A 16,499-nucleotide genomic window follows, 5' to 3' on the forward strand; every position below is an offset into this window, starting at 1 on the left:
CACTCTAGTATTGCTGAGCGGTGCCAGGCACGGTAGCTGGCATCACCCAGCCACGCTGTCGGTGTATGCGCAAACCCAGCCAAGTCAAGCTGGCTCCGCGGATGGCCATGAAGGACATGAAGGCCAGCCATAGCGCCTGGTTGTTCTGGGCGTGCGTGAGCCGGATCAGCAGCGCATAGCAGGCGACAGATAGGAGCATGCTGTTGCGCAATTCGCGTCCTCGGGTGGCGCCGAAGAACAAGCCATCCAGCAGATAGCTCCAAACTCCGACTAGCGGCAATGCCGCCAGCCATGGCAGAAAGGTATAGGCCACTTGGCGTACGTCGGGCAGATTGGTTTGCACGTCGATGAAGAAGCGTCCAGCCACGGTGAAGAACATGGCATAGACCGCGCTGCTGAGTAGCGCCCAGCCGCCGGAAACCACCAGCGCGCGGCGCAGCGCCTGCTCGTTCCCGGCGCCGATGGCGTGGCCGCACAGGGCCTCTACGGCATTGGCGAATCCGTCAAGACAGAAGGCGGCGAGCATCAGGCCATTGAGCAAGAGGGCATTGGCAGCGACGGTGGCATCGCCCAGCCTTGCGCCCAGCAGCGACTGACTGAAGAACACGGCTTCCAGCGCCAGAGTGCGCAGGAAAATATCGCGGTTGGCTGTCAGCAGCGGCCGCCAGTGCTCCCAGCCGCGCAGGGCAGTCCAGTCAATTTGTCCACCCAGGCGGCCCGCAACTTGACTTGCACGCCAAAGGCCGTAGATGGCACCGCACCATTCGCCACCGACGGAGGCCAATGCTATGCCTGGCACGCCCCAGCCGAAGCCCAGCACGAACAGCAGGTTGAAGATGATGTTCACCAGATTGGTGACCAGCAGCAGGCTCAGGGTGGTGCGCGTACGCTGGGTGCCGATGAACCACCCCGCCAGAGCGTAGTTGAGCAAGGCTGCGGGCAGTCCGAGCAGGCGCAGATGCAGGTAATCGAGGGCACGGCCGGTCATCATGGGGGTGGCGTGCATCTGGCCGAGCAACCAGGGCAGGGCCGGCACCATTCCTGCGGCGGCCAGCACGCCGAGCAGGGCGGCCAATAGCAATGCTTGCACCTGCACCGTGCGCAGCGCCGAATCATCGCCCGCGCCCATGGCCTGGGCGGTGAAGCCGGTGGTGCCCATGCGCAGAAAGCCCAAGCTCCACACCGGCAGTTGGTAGACCGCGCTACCCACGGTCACTGCGGCCAGATCCTGCGTATGCGGCAGGTGGCCGGCCACCGTGTTGTCCACCAGGGAGACCAGCGGAACGGTGAGGTTGGAAAGAATCATCGGCGTAGCCAGCGCCCACACCTGTCGGTGCGTCGGGCGATGGCGCCAGGCTTCCAATAGCGTCGTCATGGGGGATTCGCGGGCGGCGGACCGGCATTCTGGCGCTGTTTCGGGCAGTCAGCCAGTGCGAGATGGTACCCTTGCAGCTTTACCATCGTCGGCGAAGGTCGGCGCTCATCCTTTTACGCGAGACCACCATGCAGATCGCCGACAACTCCGTAGCCTCCTTCCATTACACCCTTACCGACGACCAGGGCCAGGTCATCGACAGCTCCGAGGGCCGCGAGCCGCTTACCTACCTGCACGGCAGCGGCCAGATCGTACCGGGCCTGGAAAAGGCGATGGCCGGCCGCGTGGCAGGTGATCAGTTCAAGGTCGACGTGGCGCCCGCCGAAGGTTATGGCGTGCATCAGGCGGAACTAGTGCAGGCGGTGCCGCGCGAGGCGTTTCAGGGGGTGGAGGAAATCCAGCCCGGCATGCAGTTTCAGGCGCATGGTCCGCAGGGCGCGGTGCACGTCACCGTTACCCGGGTCGATGGCGATACCGTGCACATTGACGGCAACCATCCACTTGCCGGCCAGACCCTGCATTTCGACATCCAGGTGACCGACGTGCGTGCCGCCAGCGAAGAAGAACTTGCGCACGGGCACGTGCATGGCCCGGGTGGCCATCACCACTAAACGGTACATGCCTGCGGTTAAGGAGCCTTTGGAATAGGTAATAGGTCAAGGGCTGCTTAATGCCGGCGCCGGAGAACGTCACATGCAAGGACGCTTGCGCATCGCCATTGTCGGTTACGGCACGGCCGGTCAGGCTGCTGCTCTCATGCTGCATGCGCAGGGTCACGAAGTAAGCGTGTTCGAGCAGGCGCCGGTGCTCAGGCCAATCGGCGCCGGCTTCCTGCTGCAGCCCACCGGTTTTGGTGTGCTCGTTCGGCTTGGGCTGCACGAGGCGGCGCTCGAGCAGGGGCAAATCATCGATCGCCTGCACGGCTGCAATCATCGCGGCCGCATGGTGATGGACATGCGCTATGCCGAGCACGCCGCGGACTGCTTCGGCGTGGGCATGACGCGGGGCGGCCTCTTCACGCTGTTGCGCGATGCCTATCCCGAGGCGCATCGCGTCCTTTTAGGAGTGTGTATCGAGCAGCTCATTGACGACGGGCGTTGGCTGCTTGACAGCCAAGGCGAGCGTCATGGTCCGTTCGATCTGATCGTGTCTGCCGATGGCGCGCACTCGCGCCTGCGCCGCTCCGTGCCGGGCCTGGTGCAGCGTGAAACCTTGTATCCCTGGGGCGCGCTGTGGTGTCTGCTTCGTGCGGACGATTGGCCGTATCCCCATGAATTGCGGCAGCGCTATGCCGGTACGCGCGAGATGATCGGGATGCTGCCGGTGGGGCGACGCGTGGACCATCCCGGCCGCTGGCTTACCTTCTACTTCAGCTTGCCGGGCGATCAGGTGGATGCGTTCGACGAGCACGGATTCGACCGCGTGCGCCAACGCGCCGCGGCGATTTGGCCCGAGGCATCGGTAGAGTTGAAGGACATCGACTCGTCGCGGCAGCTCAATCGAGCTCGCTATCGCGATGTCGTGATGCGTGCGCCGGTCCATGGCCGCATGGTGTTTCTGGGCGACGCCGCGCACGCGATGAGTCCCCAACTGGGACAGGGCGTGAACATGGCATTGCTGGACGCCGAGGCCCTGGCGCAGACGCTTGCAGACAGCTCCAGCGTGGACGAAGCACTGCAAGCATACGTTCACAAGCGGCGTGCGCATTTGGCGGTTTACCAGCGCCTGAGCCGATGGTTGACGCCCTTGTTTCAATCGGAGCGCAGGGCTCTGGCTGTCTTGCGCGATCTTGGATTCGGACCGCTAGGCCGTTTGCCGCTGGCGCGCGGTCAGATGTTGAAGATCCTTACTGGCACGAAAGCAGGATGGTGGCGCTGAAGCGCCACCATCCTGCATCAATAGCGGTCCAATATGCCGACGAAGTGCCATCGCGCGGGCCTTGTTTGCTGCAGCAAGGGACTCCTTTGCCAGCGGCGTTCCAATCCTCCGTGTGAGATCGAACCGTGCCTTCAGTGATGCTCGTCCCGAATCTGTAAGGGTGATGGTTTTGGCTCCAAGCCAGTACTATCAATGAATGCAGCCATTTTGCGGGCTAGCAAATCGGGGAATTGATACATTGCTGCATGTCCCCCATCGGGAATGGGCCATAATTGAGCGCTGGGGATCAATTCCTTTAGCGTCTCAGAATTGTGCAGTGTTAATACTTCATCGCGTGTTCCATCCATGACAAGGGTGGGCACTGTTAAATGCTTGAGCTTTCCCGAGGTGATGTCGTCTTGCCACCAGGCCTGTAACGCCTGTCCCTGGGTGGCCCCTACGGCATCCGACACGGTTGCGCTATAACCTGCCGGTTGAAACATCTCTCGCGTGAAACATCCATCGATTTCAACTTCCGCCCATTCGGGAGGGAAAAGCACCTTCATGATGTTTTCGAAAACTGGAGGCACTTTGCCGTCGAGTATGGCTTGTACATGCGCCGATGTGGGTTCCGCTTCGTCGCCTGACGGTGCTGTGCTCAATAAGATCAGCCGGCTGACGGAGTTGGGATCATTCAGCGCATAGCGTTGAGCGACCATTCCACCCATCGACCAGCCAATGACCGCGATACGGTCAAATTTCAACTGCTTTTTTAGTGCGTCGACAAAATTTCCCACCCTATGTGCCATGTTGGCAATCGTGGTGGGTAGGGCGGGGTCTAGTGACTCACCTATACCGGGGTTGTCAAAAATGATCACCGTGTGCTTTTGGGCTAGGGATCCCAAAAAATAGGCGTTCCATTCCGACATCGTCGATCGATAGCCATTGATCAGCAAGATCGGGCTCCCTTGCCCCAGGACATAGTAGCCTACTTGTTGAGTTCCTCCATTGGGGGAGGGTAATTCAACGGTTTTCTCCAATAATTGGGGGTTGCTATCTGGCCTGCTGCCAGTGTGGCAAATACGCTCGTTGGTCTGGTTGGTCGCGGCCATTACGGCTGGCCAGGGTGCGACCAGGGTGATCGCAAATGCGACCCATGGCGCCTTGAAGAATCTTCTGATCGATAAAGTGTTGGTTGATTCGGGTTGCATGGGGAAATCCTTGTCTTTTTCAAATGATATATTTGAAAGCACGTATTTATAGGATGATGTAATCATATGTAAAAATTTGCCTGATCAGTGCCGGCTTAAGCCGGAAAGGTGAATGAAACGGCGTTGCAAGGCCGTTTCAGTCGAGTTCTCCGACGCGGCGTGCCCGTATTCGAAGAAACTTCTCGATCCCGCATGGATTGTTGGCATTCCAGGCAAATTGCTGCCGCGGTTCGACACTAAGTGAAGCTGAGGGTTCTCGGCCATGACGGAAGCTGGGTAGTGGCGCTGAAGCGCCATGCGCTCCCGCCTCAATACCAGTCCAGCAACGAGACGCCCGCGCCCAGATACGTGGCGTTGTGGTTGTAATCAAGAATGTTTTCGCCGTAACCCTTGAACAGTTCCATATAGCCGCGCAGGCCGCCTGCCAGTGGAAAACTCCAGGTAAGGTGCCCTGCGCCGTGCTGCCGGCTGCCACCGCGCAGGGAGTCGCGCAGCAGCAGGCTGAATTCCTGGCCATGCCATTGGTGGATAATCAGCATGTCGGCGCGGCCCACGTAGTTGCTGATATCCGGGTTGTTGTCATCCTTGGCTGGTTCGGGAATGCGCCACCATGGGCGGAGCATGATCGTCCAGTTGCCGCGCTCGAATCCGACCTGTGCCATCACCCGGTTCCAACTGCGTGACTCAGGGTCGGATTGTCCGTTGGACTCATGATCGAGGCCGATACCAAGCAGCCGGCCATGCCAGCCGAACAAGGGGTAATCGGTGTTGAACACCAGCATCGCCTCGGGTTCGTAGTCGGTCTCGCGGAACGGACGCGAGTGCTTGGCGTTGTAAACCTGCCAGTAGGAATCCTGCGTGTAACCGAACCAAAGGTCTCCGGTATCGCCGAACACGCCCTGCCATACCTTGGTTTTCATGCTCAGTTGGAACTTGCCCTCGACGTCCTGCATGCCCAAGGGCGTATGCACTGCATTGTTGGCATTCGGGCTATAGGGAAGATTGTTTTGGTGCGTGGTGGCAAACAACGGCAGTACGTAGATCGGCTTGTAGCCGCGCAAGTTGAAAGTGCCAAGCTTGCTATCGGGGGAAAGCTCCCAGCGGCGGTCCAGCAGCGAAAGCGACGGGGGCACATTTTCGGAACCAGCCGTTGCAGGCTCATGCTGGAATCCGACGGACTCAGGCGGCGTGGCTTGCTTTGGCGCAACCGGCAGCCGGTTGCGCCCGGACGCGCGGTCATAGCAGGCCAGCCGCTGTGCGTCGTTCCTGATGCCGGTGCATGCCTTGACGTCGGCAGGATCGACGTTTTGCGCGTGCAAAGGCAATACCGCAAGGCTGGCGCTCACGCCGGCCAGCAAAACGCCGGACCAAGTTTTCATGCTTGTTCCTCCAGGGGCCTTATGCGCTACCCCCGGCAAGTCTAGCCATCCGCGTGCGCAGCAAAAAGGCCGGCCGTCCGAGGACGGCCGGCACAGTTCGAACAGGATGCGGGGGACTCGCTCAGTTGAGGTTTTTCACCCAGCGCTCGTATTGAGCTTTGCTGACACGGTTTCCGTTTTGCGCCACGTACAGGAAATCGTTGGCGAGCGGCGGATAGGCGTTGGCGTCTTCCTTGCTGATGTATTGCTTGCCGTTGGCCAATTGCTCGAACGACGGCGGCGACGCCGTGGACGGCGTTGAACCCATGGTGGATTTGACCGTGACCTGGCCTTGTGCCGTGTTGTACGTGGCACTGTTTGCACCGCTGTTGCTTGCGGAGTAGGTGCTTTGGCTCGGGGAGGTTGTCATCACGCTATGTGCGGGCGGCGTTGCTTGCTGTAGCGGTTGGCTTTGTGTTTGTGCCGATGCGATACCCGTAACGAGCAGGCCCGTGCCGAAAATACAAGTGCGAAGAGTTTTCATCAGGGAGCTCCATGCAACGCTTGTGCGAACCGGTGTAAGCGGCCACGATGCGTGGTGCACATCAGCCCGCCAAGCTTGGAATCCACCTTAGCAAGGTGGTCGTAAATACCAGCAGAATGGCGCTGTACCCATTGCGTGAAGGCGGACTTCATTGAGTGAACTTTCAGTGTCGAAGAGCGTTCTAACTCTCTCTCAAGCTCGTGCTTTGCAGTTGGCAGCACAAGGGTTGCTGCAAGCCCCTAAACGTCGAGCAAAGCGTGACGATGTGATCGGCGCGATCCAGCGCATGCGTCTGCTGCAAATCGACAGCATTCATGTCGTTGCGCGCAGTCCTTACCTGGTGTTGCATGCGCGCGTCGGCGACTATCCTCAGGTCTGGCTGGAGGAAGCGTTGGAAGCCGGGCGCATCGCCGAATGCTGGGCGCATGAGGCCTGTTTCGTCAGCGCAACCGACCTCGGTTTTCATCGCGCATGGCGCGCCCAGGCGCAAAGCAATCATTGGGCGGACAAGCACGCGGCGCGTGCGCGCGACGCCAATCTCAAGGAAATGCATGCCTTGCTCGAACGCGTACGCACATCGGGGGCGGTGCGCGCTTCCGATTTCGAGCGCGCAGAGCGCGCAGCTTCGGGCTGGTGGGAATGGAAGCCGGAAAAGCGCTGGCTTGAAGCATGGTTTGCCTCGGGCGAGTTGATGGTGACGCGGCGCGAGCGCTTCCAGCGCGTCTATGATCTGGCCGAGCGGGTGCTTGCCAAGCTCGATCCGCCGTTCGACAGCTCGTTGTTGGCGCGATCCCCTGTCGAGTTACGGCGGCAATTCATTCTCGACAGCGTGCGCGCGCTTGGCATCACGCAGGCGCGCTGGATCGCCGATTATTTCCGCCTCAAGCCCGCCGTGGACGAGTTGGAGCTTGCTCCCCTGCTGGCTAGCGGGGAATTGCTGAGCTTGCAGGTAGCCGGCTGGGACAGCGCCGGCTATGTGCACCGCGACCATGCTGCCTGGCTTGATAAAGCTTGCGCGGGACGACTCAGGGCAACTCATACGGCGCTGCTTTCGCCATTCGATCCGCTGGTATGGGATCGGGCGCGCGTGCGCGCCATGTTCGACTTCGACTACACCATCGAGTGCTACGTGCCGGCCGCCAAGCGCCGCTACGGATATTACGTGCTGCCGATCCTGCATCGCGGACGATTGATTGGCCGCCTCGACGCCAAGGCGCACCGCGCCGAAGGCTTGTTCGAGATCAAGGCGCTGTATTTCGAAGATGGGATCACACCGAGTGAACGCATGCTGGCAGAAGTGGCCCAGGCGGTTGTTTCCACCGCGGCCTGGCACGGCACGCCCGATATTCGGCTCGGGCGATGCCGGCCAGCAACTTTGGCGCCGGCGCTGCGCGCCTATTGGAGACGCAAGGTGTCAGCGTGACGTAGCGTCCGGCGATGTACACGCGTGGCCCTGTAGGGTGTCGCGCAATTGCTGGGCAAGCCCCACGCAGCGATTGGCGAGGTACGGGCGCACGCCAGGGTCATTGGCTTCCTGCAGCAAGGTATCGCGCATCGCCTGGTAATGCGTTTGCAGGGCTTCCTGGGGAAAGGTGCCGGCGGCGCGGTGACAGGCGAGGTAGCTGGCCAGGTAGCTATCGCAGGCCGGAATGCCGGTAACCACCTCGTTTTTTGGTGTAGGACCAGCCGCTTGCGGCCTTTTGACCGCTTGGCCGCAACCGCCCAAAAGCAATCCGAACGCCGCCGCAGCTACCACGCCGAGGTCAGTAAAGCCGCGATAAATCACCGTATTACGCTGTTTCATGGCGTTTCGTCACAAAGTCATCACAAATCCGGATGCCTTTAAGCATACCGCCTGGGCGCATGCTTGCTGAACGTGTATTCGCAAGTGGCGGCTATTGCAGGTATGATGGGCGTACTGAGTTTGCCTTAGGTCACCAGAGTCACGTGACCCGATGCAGCCGATCACGATCTGCCTCATCGCTCACCCCTTGGGTTTTCCTTTGCACACCAGTAAGCAGACCGCCGTTCTTGGTGGTCGAGTCTTTGTTTGAAAACTTGAGTTTTGGAGTGAGCAACATGTCTGATCGTCAGATCGGTACCGTCAAATGGTTCAACGATGCCAAGGGTTTCGGCTTCATCAGCCGCGACAATGGCCCGGATGTATTCGTGCACTTCCGCGCGATCCAGGGCAATGGCTTCAAGAGCCTGCAGGAAGGCCAGAAGGTCAGCTTCAAGGTGGTGCAGGGCCAGAAGGGCCTGCAGGCCGATGAAGTGATTCCGCAGTAATCAATCGATAAGATCGATTCAAAAAGCCGGGCGCAATGTCCGGCTTTTTTGTGTTTAGGGATAAAGCAAAAGCAGCGATTATCGAATGTGATACCGCGCGTGAATTTTCCATCACATTTTGATTCACGAAAATCACTATGCTTTGCCTGCTGGCTGGCCGGCTAATGCGTGCTCGCAAATGGTTTTGCACCGGGCGCACGATGGGTTATCGGCATGCCCAGTAGCCGCAGGCTCGGGTGGGCGGCGGTTTTCCAAAGTTAGCGCTAGATAAGGACGGGGTAAGTCATGTCGGATCAGGAAGCAACTGGCACAGTCAAATGGTTTAACGATGCCAAGGGATACGGGTTCATCAGCAGCGACAAGGGCGGTGACCTGTTTGTGCACTTCAAGTCCATCAAGGGCAATGGTTTCCGCTCGCTCAAGGAAGGCCAGAAGGTCAAATTCCAGGTGAAACAGGGACCCAAGGGCTTGCAGGCGGAAGAAGTCGAAGCGGTCTGAATCCCAAGGATTAATCTGGGGTGAAAAAGCCAGGCCTATTGCCTGGCTTTTTCGTTTTTTTCGCGATTTTCGCGTGAATTTTCCATCACATATTAATTCACGGAAATGATTAAGCTGTGTTTACTGTTCTGCTTGGCAAGGCGTTCGCAGTGCGACGTTTGATCCGCATGCTTCCACCGGCCTAAAGCATTCCAGTAAGCCGCCGGCTCGGGTGGGCCGGCTGGTCTTTGAATCAAGTCGGTTGCTCGCAAATGGAGTGATTTATGTCGGAACGTGAGAGTGGCACAGTGAAATGGTTCAATGACGCCAAAGGTTTCGGCTTCATCAGCCGCACCAATGGCCCGGACGTGTTCGTGCATTTCCGTGCTATCCAGGGGGATGGCTTCAGGAGTTTGAAGGAAGGCGAAAAGGTCGTCTTCGAGGTGGTGCAGGGGCAGAAGGGATTGCAGGCAGACAAAGTAAGCAGGGCGTGAGTGGTTGACGCCATCAATGAAGGCCGGCCTAGGTGCCGGCCTTTTTGTTTGTCCGCCAGGTAAGCTGTGGGGATGTCAGCGTCTCTTGAACCCGCTTCCGCCCAGTCCGTGACCACCTTTACGGTGCTGGTTACTTCGGCCGACGGTGCACGTAGTGAACTGATCTGCGTACAGCCGGCCGAGCCGGTGCAGCAGTGGATCTATTGGCTACCCGCGCTGGGTGTGGCGGCGAAGCACTACCTGCCTTTGGCTGAAACTTTTGCCGAGCGTGGCTTCGCCGTCGCCCTGCATGAATGGCGCGGCATGGGTTCCAGTGACCGCCGTGCAAGCCGAAGCAGTGACTGGGGCTATCGCCAATTGCTGGAGATGGATCTGGCTGCGGGAGTGCGCCAAGCAGGCCTGTGCTGGCCCCAGGCGAAGCCCTGGATGGGGGGGCACAGTCTCGGCGGGCAGCTGGCCTGCCTCTATGCCAGCCTGCACCGGAGCGACATCGCGGGCATTTTGTTGGCGGCGAGTGGCGCTCCCTATTGGCGCAGCTTTGCGTATGCGCCGCTGATTTTCGCTGCACTTGTTGTGGTGGGGCCGCTGTCGAAGCTGCTGGGTTATCTGCCAGGACGTCGGATCGGTTTCGGCGGCAATGAAGCGCGCGGCGTGATTTCGGACTGGTCGCGCAGCGGTCGAAGCGGGCGTTACGCCGCAAGCGGTATGGGCGTGGATTTCGAACAGCAACTGGCGGCACTGCGTGCGCCGGTATTCGCCTTGCAGTTGCGCGATGACTGGCTTGCGCCATCGCGTTCGCTGGCATGGCTATTGGACAAGATGCCTCAAACGGCGAAACGCACCGCCATCATCAGGCCCGACCAGCTCGCCGGGCCGAAGGCGGACCACTTCGGCTGGATGAAAACGCCGGCAAGCCTGGTTGCGCAGTGGGCTGTCTGGATGAACGCCGACACGCATACTTGATCATGCTTCGATCGCCGCCATGTTTCGAGCTTGTTTGCCATAGCGGTGCCGCAATGAAGCTGTTCGAGCCCTATACCCAACGCAGCCAAACCCTGCGCAACCGCATCGTGGTATCGCCCATGTGCCAGTACTCCGCGCAGGATGGCGTGCCGAATGCATGGCACATGGTGCACCTGGGCAGCCGTGCCGTGGGTGGTGCCGGTGCGGTCATCGCGGAAGCCACCGCCATCTCGCCGCAAGGGCGCATTTCCGGCCATGACACCGGCATCTGGAACGACGTACAGCTCGAAGCCTGGCGTCCCATTGCCGCCTTCCTGGCCGAGCACGGTGCGGTTCCAGGCGTGCAACTGGCCCATGCTGGCCGCAAGGCGAGCGCCCGGCGCCCTTGGGAAGGCGGCGGATCGTTGCCCTTAGACCAGGGCGCATGGCAAACGGTGGCGCCTTCGGCAATTGCGTTCGACCAGGATTGGCAGGTACCGCAGGCGCTGGATATCGACGGCATCCGCAAGCTGATCGCGGACTTCCGGGCCGCTGCAGTGCGCGCCAGAGCGGCTGGCTTCAAGCTGATTGAACTGCATGGCGCGCACGGTTATCTGCTGCACCAGTTCATGTCGCCGCTGAGCAATCGCCGCACCGATGAATATGGCGGCAGCTTCGAAAATCGTACGCGCCTGCTGCGCGAAGTCATCGCCGCCGTGCGCGAAGTATGGCCTGACAGCTTGCCGCTGTGGCTACGCATTTCGGCAACCGACTGGAGCGATCATGGCTGGAACATCGACGACAGCGTACGCCTGGCGAACCAGCTGCCCAGACTGGGTGTGGACCTCGTTGACGTCTCCAGCGGCGGCCTGGTGCCGCATGTGAAGATTCCGCTCGGTCCGGGCTACCAGGTGCCGTTTGCTGCCCGTATTCGGCAGGAGGCCGCTATCGCGACCGGGGCGGTAGGGCTGATTACCGAGCCTGCGCAGGCGGACGGCATCATCGCCGGCGGCGCGGCGGATCTGGTGCTGATTGCCCGCGCCAGCCTGCGCGATCCGTACTTTCCGCGTCGTGCCGCGCAGGAACTGGGTGCAACGATCACGCCGCCAGTGCAATATCAACGTGCATGGTAAAGGAGTTCGCAAGTGTTTCCCCAGCCGACCCTGATCGATAAAGGCCGTCTGCACGATCTCGGTGACGGCTTCGTCGTGCGCCGTATGCTGCCGGTGCTCACTGCGCGTCACGTTGGACCATTCGTGTTCTACGACCATATGGGGCCGGCGGAATTCGCGCCTGGCAAGGGCCTGGACGTGCGCCCGCATCCGCATATCGGCCTGGCCACGGTCACCTGGCTGTTCGAGGGCAGTATCCGCCACCGCGACAGCCTTGGCAGCGTGGCCGACATCACGCCCGGCGCAGTGAACTGGATGACAGCCGGTCGCGGTATTGCCCATTCGGAGCGCACGCCACCTGAAGCACGCCGCAGCGGCCAACGCATGCACGGTATCCAGGTATGGGTGGCGCTGCCGCGTGCGCATGAAGAAATGGAGCCGGAATTCCATCATCACGATGCGGAAAGCCTGCCATGCATTCGCCAGCCGGGTGCGGAGCTGGTGCTGATCGCAGGCAGCGCTTATGGCAGTGCTTCGCCGGTAAAAGTGTTCGCACCGATGTTCTTCATCCAGGCCCAGTTGGAGGCCGGGGCGGAAATAGCGCTGCCGGAGGAACATGCCGAGCGAGGGGTGCATGTGATCGAAGGTGAAGTCAGCTGGGGCGACCTTGTTCTTGGGGCTGCGCAGATGGCCGTGCAGGCCGATGCGCCGGCTCCGCTGGTGCGGGCGAACGGGACCTGCCGCCTGATGCTGTTTGGCGGCGCGCCGCTGGATGGCGAACGACACCTGTGGTGGAACTTCGTGTCCAGTTCGCGCGAGCGCATCGAGCAGGCCAAAGCGGACTGGGCGGCCCAGCGTTTTGGCAAGGTGTTTGGCGACGAGGAAGAGTTCATTCCGTTGCCCGCGTAAGCCCTGCGGCATGCAATCGCTGAGAGCGGGGATACGCTGGCAGCCATATAGCGCTGTGGAGACCTGTCATGTCCGCTTTCGCCAGCTTCCGTGATTTCTATCCCTACTACCTCAACGAGCATCGGGATCGGCGTTGCCGCCGCCTGCATTTCATCGGCAGTTCGCTGGTCCTGCTGATCGCGGTGTTCGCGCTTGGCACTGAGCAACTGGTATGGCTGTGGCTGGTGCCGGTGGTTGGTTACGGGTTTGCCTGGATCGGCCACTTCGCGTATGAGAAAAACCGGCCGGCGACGTTTCGCCATCCGCTATACAGCCTGATGGGCGATTGGGTGATGTATTGGGAGATATGGCGGGGCAAGGTGAAGATCTAGGGACCCCCTGAATTCGCGCAAGCCTTATGAATCGTTGAAGGCGTTGTTAAGCACGCATAGGGATGCGATGTCACCCGGTCCCAGCAAACCTGCCGCGTGCTGCGTGACTTCACATCCGGCCTATGCCGCAAGTCACGTTCGCAAGCTTTTTCGGCTGAATGTGCACTAACCTGTCATATACGCCAGACAACAGATGCATGAGACGCGCGTTACATTGCTTGCCCTCTGCCAGGCGCGGCCGCGGATTGCCAGTGCATGAACGACACCATCACTACAGCGATACGCACGGACGTACTGTATCGCCGTCATGCCTTGACGGGCCGTGCGTCATCGGCGGCGTACGCGAACATGATCTGGCTATTGGTCATCGTGATGCTTGGACTGGCGGCGCGGCTGTTTCGCATCGACCATCAGCCACTGTGGCTTGACGAGGCCTTGACGCTCCAGCGCATTCACCTGGACCTGGGCGGACTGCTCGCCGACAGCTTCAGCAATCGGCACATGCCCACCTATTTCCTGTTGTTGCGGCTGTCGTCCGCTTTCTTTGGTTCGGGCGATGTGTGGCTACGTGTCCCGTCTGCACTGTTCGGAGCGATGTCGGCTGGCATGGCGTACGTGATTGCGTCCCGTATCGGCACTCGCAACGCGGGTATTGTCGCGGGGCTGCTGATGGCGCTGTCGCCGCTGCAAGTGCAGTACGGTCAAGAAGCGCGCTCCTACTCACTGGTCACCTGGTTGATCATGGTCGCCTTGTGGGGCTTGTTGCGGCTTGCACGACATCCGTTACGCGCGGCTATCGACGTGCGTAGCGCCGAAGCAGAGCGGATGGGATGGGGTGCGTACGCAGCGGGCACCATCGCCGCGCTGGATGTGCTTGGCGATGCGATGCCATGGCTGATCGCGTCGAACCTTTCCTTGTGGCTGATCTGGCGCAGCCTTGCCCCCTTATCGCAAACGCGCATTGCGTTCCGCCGCAACTGGCTATGCAGCATTGTGGCGATCGTCGGCTGCACGGTGCCGTTCTACGTTGCGATTTTCGCCGCCAGCGACGGCCATATGTTGCAGAAGTTCGACTGGATTCCCGAGCTGAGCTGGCAGCACATGTGGGTGGTGGCCGGCAGCGTCTATCTGATGCGCATGCTGGCGGTAGTCAAGTTCGACCTGATGCACACCGCCGTACCCTTGCTGGGCTTGATGGTGGCGCTGGCCGGGTGCGCTGGAGTGGTCCGTATGCATAGAAGGCTCCAAGGGCGCGTGCTGCTGCTGAGCGTACTGGTACTGCCGCTGCTGATCCTGGGCATTTCCCTGTTCAAGTCCGTGTTGTTGCCGCGTTACGTGCTGTGGAGTGCGGCGCCGTTCTTCGTGCTGGTGGGCCTGGGCGCCGACCTGTTGCCGCGGCGCGTGCTGGCGATAGCGGCCACGCTGTTGTTCCTGCTGGGCGTGGTGAACCTGGGGCCGGTCTATCGGATGGAGACCAAGCCGCGCTGGGACATGGCCGCGGCGACGCTGGCAGCCAACGTGCGGCCGGGCGATACCGTGTTCACCGCCGATCCGAATGCTCCCACCATGCTCTCGGTGCTCAAGCCCAAAGGCGAGCTGCCGCTCGACGCCACCGCGCTGGTGACCTCGCAGCTCGATGAAGCCTTGCTGCGCTGGCGGCAGGGCAGTCGCGTTTGGGCAGTGAACGGGCGCTCGGCGTTGGGCCAACGCGAAGAACTCACGGATTTCAAAAACCGCATCGCCGCGCTGGGTACGCCTGCGGTGGAGATCCCCCAGGGCAAAGAGATCACCATCCTGATGTTTCCTGCGCCCGACGAGGAAGCGGAGCCGAACTAAGCGCTCGCGGGTTTGGGGGCAATCGTAGGCTTACGTTGCAAAGCCCAGCATTGCCATGCCTGCGCGCCGCGCGATGTTGAAATCGTCATCCAGGCCTGCGAGTTAGCGGTATTGCTGGTGGCATTGCTGGCAGACCTGGTCCACCGGCTTGAGCGCCGCGGCCAGCGCCGGGCAATCCGCGGGTGCCGACTGAGCGGCCTTCTGCAAGGCGGTATGCAATTGGACGGTCAGATCCTTGAAGGGCTGCGGCGCATCCGCAAAGACGGCCGGGATGTCCGTGGCGATCATCTGCATGCGCTGCAACTGGTCAAGATTCGCGCTGGCCTCGCAGCGTTGCCCTTTTACGGCCTGCTGCAACTGATGTCGGTGAAAGCCTATCGTCACCATCAGTGCCTCAGGGAACGGGTTGCGTTCGCTCAGGGCACGCATGGTGAACACCGTGCCGATGATGCCGATGGCCAGACCCAGCACGACCAGGAGCGCTGCACGCATTGCCTTACCTCTCGATGGTGGACGCCGAGCCTAGCGCAAGTTGCTTAGCCAAATGTTGGGAGACGGCTTTCCTGCCCTTTCTCAACGCGCCAAGTCCGGCACGGGTCGGTACTTGGCTACGCCCAAGCAAGTGTTTGTAGCACTTGATTCGCGGCGGGCCGTCGATGGCCCGCACCAACAGGCTCTTTCTCAACAGCCTGTCGGTGGCCCCTTTGGCCGGTAAAATGAGTAGGTCTTCTCCAACCAGGTGTCAACGTGAGTCCTAGCAGTCCATTGACGGCAGCCGGTGGCTGTCCATGAGCCATGCGCATCCCTCCGAGCGCTTCGATGGCGTCGAGCGGCTGTACGGTGCCGGCAGCCTAGGGAAGCTGGCGCACAAGCACGTCTGTGTGATTGGCATTGGCGGGGTTGGCTCCTGGGCGGCTGAGGCGCTGGCACGCACGGGAGTGGGAAGACTGACGTTGATCGATGCGGATGAAGTTTGCGTTTCCAACACCAACCGGCAGTTGCATGCGCTGGATGGCGAGTATGGCAAGCCCAAGGTGGGCGTGATCGCGGCTCGTGCGCATGCAATCAATCCGGCGATCCGCCTCGAAGCGATCGAACGCTTTCTCACGCCCGCCACGCTGGATGAATTGCTGGACCGCGGTTATGACGTCGTGCTGGATGCCTGCGACGCATTCCGCGTCAAACTGGAAGCCATCGCCTGGTGCCGCCGCCGCAAGCTGTCGATGGTAACGGTTGGCTCGGCCGGCGGCCGCACCGATCCCACGCAGATCCGTGTGCGCGACCTTTCGCGTACCGAGCATGATGCGATGTTCAGCCTGATCCGCAAGAAGCTTCGCCAGGATTTCGGGTTTCCGCGCAACCCGGATCGCTACTTCGGCGTGTCGGCGGTGTATTCCCTGCAGAACGTGCAGTACCCGCAACCGGATGGAACGGTGTGCGGCACGCGCCCGCCTGGTGGCGATTCATTGAACCTGGCCTGCGGGGGCGGCCTTGGCGCCGCCACGCATGTTACCGGCGCGTTCGCGTTTGCGGCGGTAGGGAAGGTGATGGAGAAACTGCTGGAACGCTGAAGACTGTTCCATGAGTGGAGGACGGATGCCTCCTCCTTGGTGTAACCCTCTCCCGTGGGCTTGATTAGCGTCGAGTCTCAGTAGGTGAGCAGAGGTAGGGCGAGCATGGCGGCATCCCTCAAGCGGAGGTGCCGCCATGCCGATGAACCGCGT

Annotated in this window: 18 protein-coding genes; 12 read left to right on the forward strand and 6 right to left on the reverse strand. The window is 60.9% G+C overall.

All coding sequences use genetic code 11. From position 1 onward, the window contains the following. Positions 1-4: 4 nt before the first annotated feature. Positions 5-1,375 carry an MATE family efflux transporter gene (locus tag EKH80_RS21960; RefSeq protein WP_126686944.1) on the reverse strand — a complete coding sequence of 457 codons (1,371 nt, stop codon included), beginning with the start codon at positions 1,373-1,375 and terminating at the stop codon, positions 5-7. Between the two features lie 128 nt (positions 1,376-1,503). Here EKH80_RS21960 and EKH80_RS21965 point away from each other — a divergent pair, with 128 nt between their 5' ends. Beyond that, a complete protein-coding gene (locus EKH80_RS21965) occupies positions 1,504-1,986 on the forward strand; it encodes an FKBP-type peptidyl-prolyl cis-trans isomerase (RefSeq protein ID WP_126686945.1) in 483 nt (160 codons plus the stop codon). Positions 1,987-2,068: 82 nt separating this feature from the next. Next, entirely contained in the window at positions 2,069-3,253 is a 1,185-nt protein-coding gene (locus EKH80_RS21970; protein ID WP_126686946.1) for an FAD-dependent oxidoreductase, read from the forward strand. 131 nt (positions 3,254-3,384) lie between these two features. Here the strand turns inward: EKH80_RS21970 and EKH80_RS21975 are convergent, their stop codons facing one another. From EKH80_RS21975 to EKH80_RS21985, 3 genes are all read right to left on the reverse strand, one after another. Further along, positions 3,385-4,509: an alpha/beta fold hydrolase gene (locus EKH80_RS21975; protein ID WP_126686947.1), complete on the reverse strand. Its 1,125-nt coding sequence runs from the start codon at positions 4,507-4,509 to the stop codon at positions 3,385-3,387. 242 nt (positions 4,510-4,751) lie between these two features. Continuing rightward, a complete protein-coding gene (locus EKH80_RS21980; protein ID WP_126686948.1) occupies positions 4,752-5,822 on the reverse strand; it encodes a phospholipase A in 1,071 nt (356 codons plus the stop codon). A gap of 121 nt (positions 5,823-5,943) precedes the next feature. Beyond that, positions 5,944-6,345 carry a hypothetical protein gene (locus EKH80_RS21985; protein ID WP_126686949.1) on the reverse strand — a complete coding sequence of 134 codons (402 nt, stop codon included), beginning with the start codon at positions 6,343-6,345 and terminating at the stop codon, positions 5,944-5,946. A 286-nt stretch (positions 6,346-6,631) separates the two neighbouring features. On the opposite strand from EKH80_RS21985, the gene EKH80_RS21990 reads away from it, so the two are divergent. Then, a complete protein-coding gene (locus tag EKH80_RS21990) occupies positions 6,632-7,768 on the forward strand; it encodes a winged helix-turn-helix domain-containing protein (RefSeq protein ID WP_230473880.1) in 1,137 nt (378 codons plus the stop codon). Here EKH80_RS21990 and EKH80_RS21995 read toward each other — a convergent pair. Further along, on the reverse strand, positions 7,760-8,149 hold the full coding sequence (locus EKH80_RS21995; protein WP_126686950.1) for a hypothetical protein: 390 nt from the start codon (positions 8,147-8,149) through the stop codon (positions 7,760-7,762). The genes EKH80_RS21990 and EKH80_RS21995 overlap by 9 nt on opposite strands. 275 nt (positions 8,150-8,424) lie before the next feature. Here EKH80_RS21995 and EKH80_RS22000 point away from each other — a divergent pair, with 275 nt between their 5' ends. From EKH80_RS22000 to EKH80_RS22035, 8 genes are all read left to right on the forward strand, one after another. After that, complete coding sequence (locus EKH80_RS22000) at positions 8,425-8,634, forward strand: cold-shock protein (protein WP_038616297.1); 210 nt, start codon at positions 8,425-8,427, stop codon at positions 8,632-8,634. A 285-nt stretch (positions 8,635-8,919) separates the two neighbouring features. Further along, on the forward strand, positions 8,920-9,132 hold the full coding sequence (locus EKH80_RS22005; RefSeq protein ID WP_126686951.1) for a cold-shock protein: 213 nt from the start codon (positions 8,920-8,922) through the stop codon (positions 9,130-9,132). Between the two features lie 263 nt (positions 9,133-9,395). After that, a complete protein-coding gene (locus tag EKH80_RS22010) occupies positions 9,396-9,605 on the forward strand; it encodes a cold-shock protein (RefSeq protein ID WP_126686952.1) in 210 nt (69 codons plus the stop codon). 72 nt (positions 9,606-9,677) lie between these two features. Then, positions 9,678-10,568 carry an alpha/beta hydrolase family protein gene (locus tag EKH80_RS22015; RefSeq protein WP_126686953.1) on the forward strand — a complete coding sequence of 297 codons (891 nt, stop codon included), beginning with the start codon at positions 9,678-9,680 and terminating at the stop codon, positions 10,566-10,568. Positions 10,569-10,621: 53 nt separating this feature from the next. Further along, positions 10,622-11,680 carry an NADH:flavin oxidoreductase/NADH oxidase gene (locus EKH80_RS22020; RefSeq protein ID WP_126686954.1) on the forward strand — a complete coding sequence of 353 codons (1,059 nt, stop codon included), beginning with the start codon at positions 10,622-10,624 and terminating at the stop codon, positions 11,678-11,680. A gap of 12 nt (positions 11,681-11,692) precedes the next feature. After that, a complete protein-coding gene (locus tag EKH80_RS22025) occupies positions 11,693-12,568 on the forward strand; it encodes a pirin family protein (RefSeq protein ID WP_126686955.1) in 876 nt (291 codons plus the stop codon). 68 nt (positions 12,569-12,636) lie between these two features. Further along, a complete protein-coding gene (locus tag EKH80_RS22030) occupies positions 12,637-12,939 on the forward strand; it encodes an Mpo1-like protein (RefSeq protein WP_126686956.1) in 303 nt (100 codons plus the stop codon). Positions 12,940-13,194: 255 nt separating this feature from the next. After that, positions 13,195-14,775, forward strand: a complete 1,581-nt coding sequence (locus tag EKH80_RS22035; protein WP_126686957.1) for a glycosyltransferase family 39 protein — start codon at positions 13,195-13,197, stop codon at positions 14,773-14,775. 102 nt (positions 14,776-14,877) lie between these two features. Here EKH80_RS22035 and EKH80_RS22040 read toward each other — a convergent pair whose 3' ends face one another. Then, the gene (locus tag EKH80_RS22040; protein WP_126686958.1) at positions 14,878-15,267 is read right to left on the reverse strand and encodes a cytochrome c; all 390 of its coding nucleotides are present in this window, start codon (positions 15,265-15,267) and stop codon (positions 14,878-14,880) included. Positions 15,268-15,563: 296 nt separating this feature from the next. Between EKH80_RS22040 and EKH80_RS22045 the strand changes: the two genes are divergently transcribed. Further along, positions 15,564-16,346, forward strand: coding sequence for a tRNA threonylcarbamoyladenosine dehydratase (locus tag EKH80_RS22045; RefSeq protein ID WP_126686959.1), 783 nt, complete (start codon positions 15,564-15,566; stop codon positions 16,344-16,346). Positions 16,347-16,499 lie beyond the last annotated feature (153 nt).

This window comes from Dyella choica (genome assembly GCF_003977665.1).
Lineage (GTDB): Bacteria > Pseudomonadota > Gammaproteobacteria > Xanthomonadales > Rhodanobacteraceae > Dyella_B > Dyella_B choica.

Coding starts and splice junctions, on each gene's coding strand:
- EKH80_RS21960 (WP_126686944.1), bottom strand. CDS start 1,375: ATGACGACGCTATTGGAAGCCTGGCGCCATCGCCCGACGCACCGACAG.
- EKH80_RS21965 (WP_126686945.1), top strand. CDS start 1,504: ATGCAGATCGCCGACAACTCCGTAGCCTCCTTCCATTACACCCTTACC.
- EKH80_RS21970 (WP_126686946.1), top strand. CDS start 2,069: ATGCAAGGACGCTTGCGCATCGCCATTGTCGGTTACGGCACGGCCGGT.
- EKH80_RS21975 (WP_126686947.1), bottom strand. CDS start 4,509: ATGATTACATCATCCTATAAATACGTGCTTTCAAATATATCATTTGAA.
- EKH80_RS21980 (WP_126686948.1), bottom strand. CDS start 5,822: ATGAAAACTTGGTCCGGCGTTTTGCTGGCCGGCGTGAGCGCCAGCCTT.
- EKH80_RS21985 (WP_126686949.1), bottom strand. CDS start 6,345: ATGAAAACTCTTCGCACTTGTATTTTCGGCACGGGCCTGCTCGTTACG.
- EKH80_RS21990 (WP_230473880.1), top strand. CDS start 6,632: ATGCGTCTGCTGCAAATCGACAGCATTCATGTCGTTGCGCGCAGTCCT.
- EKH80_RS21995 (WP_126686950.1), bottom strand. CDS start 8,149: ATGAAACAGCGTAATACGGTGATTTATCGCGGCTTTACTGACCTCGGC.
- EKH80_RS22000 (WP_038616297.1), top strand. CDS start 8,425: ATGTCTGATCGTCAGATCGGTACCGTCAAATGGTTCAACGATGCCAAG.
- EKH80_RS22005 (WP_126686951.1), top strand. CDS start 8,920: ATGTCGGATCAGGAAGCAACTGGCACAGTCAAATGGTTTAACGATGCC.
- EKH80_RS22010 (WP_126686952.1), top strand. CDS start 9,396: ATGTCGGAACGTGAGAGTGGCACAGTGAAATGGTTCAATGACGCCAAA.
- EKH80_RS22015 (WP_126686953.1), top strand. CDS start 9,678: ATGTCAGCGTCTCTTGAACCCGCTTCCGCCCAGTCCGTGACCACCTTT.
- EKH80_RS22020 (WP_126686954.1), top strand. CDS start 10,622: ATGAAGCTGTTCGAGCCCTATACCCAACGCAGCCAAACCCTGCGCAAC.
- EKH80_RS22030 (WP_126686956.1), top strand. CDS start 12,637: ATGTCCGCTTTCGCCAGCTTCCGTGATTTCTATCCCTACTACCTCAAC.
- EKH80_RS22035 (WP_126686957.1), top strand. CDS start 13,195: ATGAACGACACCATCACTACAGCGATACGCACGGACGTACTGTATCGC.
- EKH80_RS22040 (WP_126686958.1), bottom strand. CDS start 15,267: ATGCGTGCAGCGCTCCTGGTCGTGCTGGGTCTGGCCATCGGCATCATC.
- EKH80_RS22045 (WP_126686959.1), top strand. CDS start 15,564: ATGAGCCATGCGCATCCCTCCGAGCGCTTCGATGGCGTCGAGCGGCTG.